A 1,078-nucleotide genomic window follows, 5' to 3' on the forward strand; every position below is an offset into this window, starting at 1 on the left:
GGGCTGGGTACTGGAACCCCCTGAGTACGAGCCGTAGCGCGGCCCGACGCGACCGTAGTCTGGCATGGTGAATTCCTTTCCTCTGGAGTGAATGAGGAATTCAGTATTCGCCTGGCGTCGACACGGATCGTCCCGCTCGAGCGAAGCCATGGGCGGGAAATGCGAAGCACCGCGTCGTCCCCCGGCTGCCGCGCTCTTCAGTCGAACTTCAGTCGAACGCCAGCACCTCGTCGCCCGGTGCCGCCTCGCAGCCCGCACCAAGCGGCTGCCAGCCGCGGCGCACGACGACCTTGCGCTCGTCGTGGCACAGCTCCACCCGTTCGRCCTGCGGCAGCTGCCGGTGCACGAAGGCCTCGACGGCGGCCGGCGTGCTGATGTGCAGCTTCAGCGCGTACAGGTCGTCGAGCGGGTGGTCGTCGACGTGCAGCAGCGGCACGAACTGCGCCGCGAACAGCAGCCCATGCGAGCCGATGTCGACCGGCGCCGGCGCATAGCCCTGCGCCTGCAGCCACTGCTGCGCCTGCTCGCGCGTGACGCTCGCGGCATCGAGGCCGCCCCAGGCGCCGGCGAGCAGCTCCATCACCCACTGGTTGCAGTTCTGGTAGCGCGTGCTGAACGCGTAGGCGTTGGCGCTGTAGCGCGCCGCCAGCAGGTCGAGCGCCAGCCGGCGATCCTGCGAGGCATGGGCGAGCGACGCGCCCTCGGCCTCGGGCAGCAGCACGATCGAGACATGGCCGAGCGACGGCCGGTCGGCACCGAGCAGGAAGCCGGCGACGCCCTGGTCGTACAGCCGGGGCCGCGATTCCTCGCAGGCGTAGTAGAGCTGGCGCACCGACCAGGGGCCGCCGGCATCGGCCTTCAGCAGGATGCCGGCGTGGGAGTAGCGCAGGCCGAAGCGGCTCAGGTCGAGTCCCGACCGCGAGATCACCGCCACGCTGCGGCCCGAGGCGTCGAGCTGCTGCCGCACCAGCGCGGCGAAGCGCAGCAGCTTGTCCTGCTGGCCGGCGTTGATCGCCGCGGGGCGATCACAGAACTGTGAACTGGCGGGGGAACTGGCAGACGAACTGGCGGCCTGCAC

General features: G+C 70.4%; 1 protein-coding gene. It reads right to left on the reverse strand.

Features of this window, described 5'->3' with window-relative positions; translation table 11 throughout:
• Positions 1 to 208: 208 nt before the first annotated feature.
• A complete protein-coding gene (locus AC1D15_RS33835; RefSeq protein ID WP_477829510.1) occupies positions 209 to 1,078 on the reverse strand; it encodes a DUF2145 domain-containing protein in 870 nt (289 codons plus the stop codon).

It is taken from the genome of Rhizobacter sp. P2_H2, assembly GCF_056403375.1.